This window comes from Desemzia sp. FAM 23989 (assembly GCF_045528345.1).
Lineage (GTDB): Bacteria > Bacillota > Bacilli > Lactobacillales > Carnobacteriaceae > Desemzia.
This window is the reverse complement of the sequence record NZ_JBGQQT010000042.1, coordinates 1-3,012: the sequence shown is the minus strand read 5'-3', so window position 1 is coordinate 3,012 and position 3,012 is coordinate 1. Positions and strand designations below refer to the sequence as shown.

General features: G+C 34.1%; 1 protein-coding gene and 1 pseudogene. Both read left to right on the top strand.

Features of this window, described 5'->3' with window-relative positions; all coding sequences use genetic code 11:
- Window positions 1–549: 549 nt before the first annotated feature.
- Complete coding sequence (locus tag ACEN36_RS12840; RefSeq protein WP_159341049.1) at window positions 550–1,725, top strand: IS256-like element IS1191 family transposase; 1,176 nt, start codon at window positions 550–552, stop codon at window positions 1,723–1,725.
- 48 nt (window positions 1,726–1,773) lie between these two features.
- Window positions 1,774–3,012, top strand: a pseudogene (gene cas9 / locus ACEN36_RS12835) (type II CRISPR RNA-guided endonuclease Cas9); the annotation flags it as partial.

Genomic DNA, 3,012 nt, shown 5'->3' with positions numbered 1-3,012 from the left:
GTCCAAGCAGCCATTGGTTGGTATATCAATTTTTATAATCGAAATCGTATCTCAAATGTTGCCTAAGTAACTGAATAAAAATAGTCCAATTTATTGACTTCTGAGCAGTATAAGAGCACTGCAATCTAGGTTGGATAATAAGAACCAGGAATTGTTAGATTTGAAAGAAACCCCCTAAAAAAGGCTTGCGCCAGTGCGCTGGGTAAGCCTGGTGCCCCATTTTAAAATCCAGTGACGCCAACAATAACCTGGCTAACCTGTCATTTTTGCCAATTAAAGACGCTTCAAAAAAATTCTTTAACCCCCAAATCACTAAGACTAGGAGTTTATAGTTTTGATATTAAAAGGTTGATTTGAAGCTGTTTCAGTCTATTAGTATTTAAGAAAAAATGATGTATTATTTTGTTTGGCTACCAATTTAGCTACCACAAAAAATAAAAGGGTTGTATAATTGGACAAGGGTAGTGTAAAATAAGTTGTGTAAACACAAAAAGGAATAAATCCGTTATAGTAGAGTTGCAAAACATTACTAGAAAGAGATTTATTCCTATGACTCAGTTTACCACAGAACTACTTAACTTCCTAGCCCAAAAGCAAGATATTGATGAATTTTTCCGTACTTCTCTTGAAACAGCTATGAATGATCTGCTTCAAGCAGAGTTATCAGCCTTTTTAGGGTATGAACCTTACGATAAATTAGGCTATAATTCTGGGAATAGTCGTAACGGAAGCTATGCACGGAAATTCGAAACCAAATATGGGACTGTTCAGTTGAGCATTCCTAGAGATCGTAATGGGAACTTTAGTCCAGCTTTGCTTCCCGCTTATGGACGTCGAGATGACCACTTGGAAGAGATGGTTATCAAACTCTATCAAACCGGTGTAACGACTCGAGAAATTAGTGATATCATCGAGCGAATGTATGGTCATCACTATAGTCCTGCCACAATTTCTAATATCTCAAAAGCAACTCAGGAGAATGTCGCTACTTTTCATGAGCGAAGCTTAGAAGCCAATTACTCTGTTTTATTTCTTGACGGAACCTATCTTCCCTTAAGACGTGGAACCGTTAGTAAAGAATGTATTCATATCGCACTTGGCATTACACCAGAAGGACAGAAGGCTGTTCTTGGATATGAAATCGCCCCAAATGAAAACAATGCTTCTTGGTCCACCCTGTTAGACAAGCTTCAAAACCAAGGAATCCAACAGGTTTCTCTTGTAGTGACCGATGGCTTCAAGGGGCTTGAAGAGATTATCAATCAGGCTTACCCATTAGCTAAACAACAACGTTGCTTAATTCATATTAGTCGAAATCTAGCTAGTAAAGTGAAACGAGCAGATAGAGCGGTTATTCTGGAGCAATTTAAAACGATTTATCGTGCTGAAAATTTAGAAATGGCAGTGCAAGCTTTAGAGAACTTTATCGCCGAATGGAAACCAAAGTATAGGAAAGTCATGGAAAGTCTGGAGAATACGGATAATCTTTTAACTTTTTATCAGTTTCCCTACCAGATTTGGCATAGCATTTATTCGACAAACCTCATTGAGTCTCTTAACAAAGAAATCAAACGTCAAACGAAAAAGAAGGTTCTTTTTCCTAACGAGGAGGCTCTGGAACGTTATTTAGTTACCCTGTTTGAAGATTATAATTTCAAGCAAAATCAACGCATCCATAAAGGGTTTGGCCAATGTGCTGACACACTTGAAAGCTTATTTGATTAACATTCTTCAACTCTACTTGAGTGTTTACACATAATTATTGACAGTATCAAGCATAGTCTCTTATACGAAACTTTTAATGTATATAATGAATTAACAAAAGTTAGATTTATTGCCGAAAGTATGAGAGATTATCAATTTTTAGATAGTAAGCAGAAGAAAGATATTGTTAGACTTTATTTTAAAGATAAAAGGAAAGTTACTGATAAGGATATTATTGAATATTTACATGCAATTTATGGGTATGATGGAATTGAATTAAAAGGCATAGAGAAACAGTTTAATTCTAGTTTATCTACTTATCACGATCTTTTAAATATTATTAATGATAAAGAGTTTTTGGATGATAGTTCAAATGAAGCGATTATCGAAGAAATTATCCATACTTTGACAATTTTTGAAGATAGAGAGATGATAAAACAACGTCTTTCAAAATTTGAGAATATATTCGATAAATCCGTTTTGAAAAAGTTATCTCGTAGACATTACACTGGCTGGGGTAAGTTATCTGCTAAGCTTATTAATGGTATTCGAGATGAAAAATCTGGTAATACTATTCTTGATTACTTAATTGATGATGGTATTTCTAACCGTAATTTCATGCAACTTATTCACGATGATGCTCTTTCTTTTAAAAAGAAGATACAGAAAGCACAAATTATTGGTGACGAAGATAAAGGTAATATTAAAGAGGTCGTTAAGTCTTTGCCAGGTAGTCCTGCGATTAAAAAAGGTATTTTACAAAGCATAAAAATTGTAGATGAATTGGTCAAAGTAATGGGAGGAAGAAAACCCGAGTCAATTGTTGTTGAGATGGCTCGTGAAAATCAATATACCAATCAAGGTAAGTCTAATTCCCAACAACGCTTGAAACGTTTAGAAAAATCTCTCAAAGAGTTAGGTAGTAAGATACTTAAGGAAAATATTCCTGCAAAACTTTCTAAAATAGACAATAACGCACTTCAAAATGATCGACTTTACTTATACTATCTTCAAAATGGAAAAGATATGTATACCGGAGATGATTTAGATATTGATAGATTAAGTAATTATGATATTGATCATATTATTCCTCAAGCTTTTTTGAAAGATAATTCTATTGACAATAAAGTACTTGTTTCATCTGCTAGTAACCGTGGTAAATCAGATGATTTTCCAAGTTTAGAGGTTGTCAAAAAAAGAAAGACATTTTGGTATCAATTATTGAAATCAAAATTAATTTCTCAACGAAAATTTGATAATCTGACAAAAGCTGAACGGGGAGGATTGTTACCTGAGGACAAAGCTGGT